We start from the raw sequence: 4,641 nt of genomic DNA on the forward strand, positions 1-4,641 counted from the left end.
GGCTCCCACTGCACCCACTTTGCACTCGGGTACTTGCTCAGGAACTTGCCAATCTGCGCAGCATACGTCGGGCTCACGACAGTCGGGGTTACCAGGCGAATTCCCGCGCCGCCGCTTGCTGCCTCTTTCTTGAGAACAGGCCGTGCGGTGGCAAAGAACTGATCCCAGCTACGAACCTCACCGCGCTCGATCACGGACTGCGAGCGCTCCGGGTCGTAGAGGCTGAGGAGTTCCGCTTGTGTCCAGATATCGGTGGCACCGAGGCTTGAAGGATGTTCGGGGTTGCCCTCGATCTTAACGGGGCGGCCTTCGTAGGAGCGCACAAGCACCCCGACTCCCAGCCCGCGGCTCTCTAGCGTGGTGGCATAGTAGAGCGACTGTCCCGGCACAAGCTGCTCAGGAGCGCGGACATAGGGCACGGACTTGACAGGCGGCATGATCCGGCATCCGGTGAGCCCAGCCAGCGCCATTCCGGCACCCGTGAGCTTAAGAAAGTCCCGGCGATCCAGATCCAGCAGTGTGGAGCGGTTCGGAAACTCTTCGTCCACCCACTGCGCGTACTCTTGCGTCTCCGCCAGCTCGGCGTAGGATTTCCACTGTTTGGTCTTCATAGTGTTTACTTAGTGATGGCAAACGGCGCAGTCGGAGAGCTGCTCCTTCTTGATGTTGTATTCCTTGACGAGCTTATCGCCCTCTTCGAGTTCCTTGGCGTTGCGGACGTACTGATCGCCCACCATCAGCGACTGCTCCTCTTCCGTCAGCCCCGCAATAGTCTTGTGCCCGTCGCCCTTGGTTCCCGTCTTGCCCTTGCGGATTTTCTCGTAGAGACCAAAAACAAACTCAGGCTTATTGACGTACTTCTCGGGGTGGCGGTGGCAGTCAAGACACCAGGTCATCTGGAAGGGACGGCCCTTATAAGCCATCTGCATTGCCTGAACGGGGCCGTGACAGTTGTTACAGTTGATGCCACGCTTGAGATGGATGGAGTGGTTAAAGTAAACAAACTCAGGCACCTTATTCAGGGTGATCCACTTCAGGGGGACGTTCTTTTCGTAGCTCTCGCGCACCGGCTCAAGCAACGGGCTGTTGGACCAGACCTGTGAGTGGCACGACATACAAGTGTGGGTGGCAGGGTAGCCCGCCTTGGCGGATTTCTCTACCGATGTATGACAGTAGCGACAGTCCAACCCCAGCTCCGTAACATGGTGCTCGTGCGAGAACGGCACGGGCTGCTCGTAGGGGATCCCCACCTTAGTCACGTAGGGGGAGCGTGTGAACTGCGAAATAGTGATCATAATCGCCAGCGGAGAAGCTGCGAGGCCCATAACGGCCATTTTGACGATTACATTACTGCTAGGTGCGAAAATATTTGGCATGGATACTCAGTCCCGACCGGCTAGAATGACCGGCATAACTGCGAGGCATAAAATGCCCGGCACTTTGTACACGATTTCACGAATTTCGTCAAGCATTTTAACTCTGTCCAAACCGGGCATCGACTGCCAGTGCAAGGAAAAGTAAAGCAAGATAAAGCATAGAATATTTATAAGCTTTCAGTGCAGAGAGGCGATCTGCCCCCCGACGTAGCTTCCAGCTCTGCTGGACAAGCATTGCCCCCAGCACCACCGCAGGGATCGCGTAGAGCCCCCCTGCCAGACCTTGAGCCACCGGCATCAACGACACACCGACGGTGATAACTGCATAGAGAATAATCTGGGTGACGGTCTTTTTATCCCCCACCACTGCAGGTAACATAGGCACCCCGACAGCGGCGTACTGGTCTTTGATCAGCAGCGCGAGGGCCCAGAAGTGCGCCGGGGTCCAAACAAAAATAATTGCAAAAAGATACCAGGCCAGCGCTCCCTTTAAGTCACCCGTCACGGCGGCCCAGCCCACCAAGGGCGGGAAGCAACCTGCTGCTCCCCCAATAACGATATTTTGCACGGTGCGCCGCTTGAGCAAGAGTGTGTAGACCACCACATAGAACACGAGCCCGCTCAGGCTTAGCATCGCCGTGAGCAAGTTCGCCCCCAGCCAGAGCGTCACAAACGAGGCAATCCCCATGCACAGCGCGAAGGCCAGCGCCTTGTTCGCAGGAATTGTGGCCGTCACCGTGGGACGCTTAGCCGTGCGGGTCATCTTGGCATCTATGTCGCGGTCAATCACCATATTAAAGGCATTCGCCGCGCCCGCCGAGCAGTATCCCCCGACAAACAGTACGAGAAACAAGCCCAGCCCAGGCCAGCCGCGCGCCGCCACAAAGGCCGCGGTGAGTGTTGTAAAGAGCAGAAGAGAGATCACACGCGGTTTGGTGAGATTGAGATAGTTCCGCCAAGCAGGCAGAGCCACAGCCTGCACCACAGGCTGTGGCTCGGGAACGTCTTTACCTGCGGAGAAGACAATATCCTCGACATGCACGACCCCATCCACACTCGCGGAGTAGGCTAAAAATGTCAATGTCACCCAGATTAAGTCGGCAAACATCAGGTGGATCACCTGCATCGCCACGGGGGCACGAAGCCAGACATTGGTCAGCCCAACCAGAATCTCCGCTAAAAAGAGCCAGCCCAGCGCCCCCGCCCAGCGTCGCGAGTCTGAAGAGGGCCGCAGGTGGGCTACCAGTCCAGCGATCAACAAAAGATAGAGCCCCACGGAGCCCGCAATATAGGGATGCCAGATGCGTAGCTTCAGTAAAAAAGGCGCGTTGGCCGCTTCAGCGAGTCGCATCACTTCCTCATGGCTGCGCGCCGGGTAGAGCGTGTCGCCGAGCGCTGTGATTGCCCCTGAGATACCGAGCACGATCATCGCCAGAAATGCCAACCAGAGGGCACCGCTCACCGATCCTTGGGAGAAGATGCGCACCCGACCACGCCCGGCGGCATACCAGCCCGTGAGGGAAAGCGCAGTCAAAAGGAAAAAAGTATTGCACAAGTGCGCCGACATCCAGAGCGCACGCGCCGTGGTGGCGTTGTCGGCCACGAGCCCGGCCTTCACGATGTAGGCCCCGATCCAGGCTTCGATCAGAGTCAGCGCCAGCACAATCGGAGTTACCCGCCGAACCCCATGCCCTCGGGGGAAAAGCTTGTAGGCAAAGAAGACAAGAGCCAGAACCAGCACACCATCCAGCGCCGAGACGGCTCGGTGGGTGAACTCGATCATAGTGTGGAGAGTCGGGGCAATGGGGACAATCTCGCCTTTGCAAGTGGGCCAGTGCTGACCACAGCCCGCCCCCGAGCCTGTCGCACGAACAACAGTCCCGACAAGTATCACCAGCAGGTTGAAGAGCAAAACGAACCACGCATACCGAGAGTAGAGCGGGGTTTTAGGGGATTGAGCTTGAGCGGTATCCATTCGTTCGAAGAATATGATACCGCACAGTTTCCGTCATCCTCTCTTTGACGGAATAAAGTTCGTGAAAAAAATCACGAATTTTTCCGGACTTAAAAATCAGTTTTACTTATAATTAAAATCTAGCCGCGCCATCCCTTGCGCAACAGAGCCTCCAAGGCAGTGGTGTCTTCCGCATCCAGCGCCTTGAGCATACCGTCCAGCTCCCCGATACAGCGGTCCAGTGCATCGCCCAGCGCCTTGCGGTTCATCAGGCAGATTTCCCGCCAGAGCTCCGGGTCGCTGTTGGCCACGCGCAGGGCCTCTTTCAGGGACGGCCCCTCCAGCTTGGGGCTCGCTCCCACCGTCGAAGAGAGTGCGTAGGCCAGCAAGTGTGGCAAGTGGCTGGTTGCAGCCACAGCTTTATCATGCTCCTCAGGAGACATTGTCACGACACGTGCGCCCAGCCCCACCACAAGCGACTTGACTTTCTCTAGCGCCTCAGGGCGTGTGACACTGTCGGGAGTCAGAGCCCAGCTCGCGCCCTCAAAGAGATCGGCGCGGGCAAATTCCATGCCGCCCCGCTCCCCTCCCGCCATCGGGTGCCCAGGGACGAACATGCCCCTGAGCGCCTGGCCCGCTAGCGCAATCGGCCCCTTGACCGACCCAACATCGGTGACGACGGCTCTCTCCGAGAGAGAGGGATCCAGACGTGCGAGCTCGGTGAGAATGGCATTGACAGGGCAGGCGAGAATCACCAGGTCGGCACCCGCAATCCCCATCCCAAGCGTGTCAGTACACTTCGCCACCGCACGCCGCGTGGTCGCCTCCGCACGTGTGTGCGGGTTGGTCTCAACCCCGACAACTTCCTTAGCAAGCTTGCGCTCGCGTGCCGCTAGACCAATGGAGCCGCCAAGCAGCCCGACGCCAACAATCGTTATTTTCTGAAACATAGCTGTTCTACATTCTGGCAAAAGATAAGGGCGCTGCATAGTGCAGCGCCCTTATCTTTTTTTATGGGCCGAGCAGGATTCGAACCTGCGTAGCTCGCGCGACGATTTTACAGACCGCCTCCTTTAACCACTCGGACATCGACCCAAACTCTGTCCATTTCCCTAAAACGAAGCCGACGACAGGACTCGAACCCGCGACCCGCTGTTTACAAAACAGCCGCTCTACCACTGAGCTACATCGGCAAGCTCGCCCCTATCTTACACGGCGACGCGGGTTGAATATTATCACGCTTCCCTAAGCCCCGCAAGCGATTTTCGCGTATACTTGAGAGAATTGTGAGAGCCTATTTTCCCCATCTCG

At 57.8% G+C, this 4,641-nt stretch carries 4 protein-coding genes and 2 tRNA genes; all 6 read right to left on the reverse strand.

Annotation, left to right across the window (positions count from 1 at the left end):
• The coding region (locus ACH2EH_RS11130; protein WP_395141655.1) for a TAT-variant-translocated molybdopterin oxidoreductase at positions 1-611 on the reverse strand (611 nt) is incomplete at its 3' end.
• 9 nt (positions 612-620) lie between these two features.
• Positions 621-1,376, reverse strand: coding sequence for a cytochrome c3 family protein (locus ACH2EH_RS11135; RefSeq protein ID WP_395141657.1), 756 nt, complete (start codon positions 1,374-1,376; stop codon positions 621-623).
• A 97-nt stretch (positions 1,377-1,473) separates the two neighbouring features.
• The gene (locus ACH2EH_RS11140; protein ID WP_395141659.1) at positions 1,474-3,351 is read right to left on the reverse strand and encodes a heme o synthase; all 1,878 of its coding nucleotides are present in this window, start codon (positions 3,349-3,351) and stop codon (positions 1,474-1,476) included.
• Positions 3,352-3,470: 119 nt separating this feature from the next.
• Positions 3,471-4,280: a prephenate dehydrogenase gene (locus ACH2EH_RS11145; RefSeq protein WP_395141661.1), complete on the reverse strand. Its 810-nt coding sequence runs from the start codon at positions 4,278-4,280 to the stop codon at positions 3,471-3,473.
• Positions 4,281-4,344: 64 nt separating this feature from the next.
• Positions 4,345-4,425: transfer RNA gene (locus ACH2EH_RS11150), tRNA-Tyr, on the reverse strand.
• A gap of 26 nt (positions 4,426-4,451) precedes the next feature.
• Positions 4,452-4,523 (reverse strand) — tRNA-Thr (locus ACH2EH_RS11155).
• Between the last annotated feature and the right edge of the window lie 118 nt (positions 4,524-4,641).

Origin of the sequence: Armatimonas sp., assembly GCF_043760365.1 — a bacterium.
Taxonomy (GTDB): domain Bacteria; phylum Armatimonadota; class Armatimonadia; order Armatimonadales; family Armatimonadaceae; genus Armatimonas.

Coding starts and splice junctions, on each gene's coding strand:
- ACH2EH_RS11135 (WP_395141657.1), bottom strand. CDS start 1,376: ATGCCAAATATTTTCGCACCTAGCAGTAATGTAATCGTCAAAATGGCC.
- ACH2EH_RS11140 (WP_395141659.1), bottom strand. CDS start 3,351: ATGGATACCGCTCAAGCTCAATCCCCTAAAACCCCGCTCTACTCTCGG.
- ACH2EH_RS11145 (WP_395141661.1), bottom strand. CDS start 4,280: ATGTTTCAGAAAATAACGATTGTTGGCGTCGGGCTGCTTGGCGGCTCC.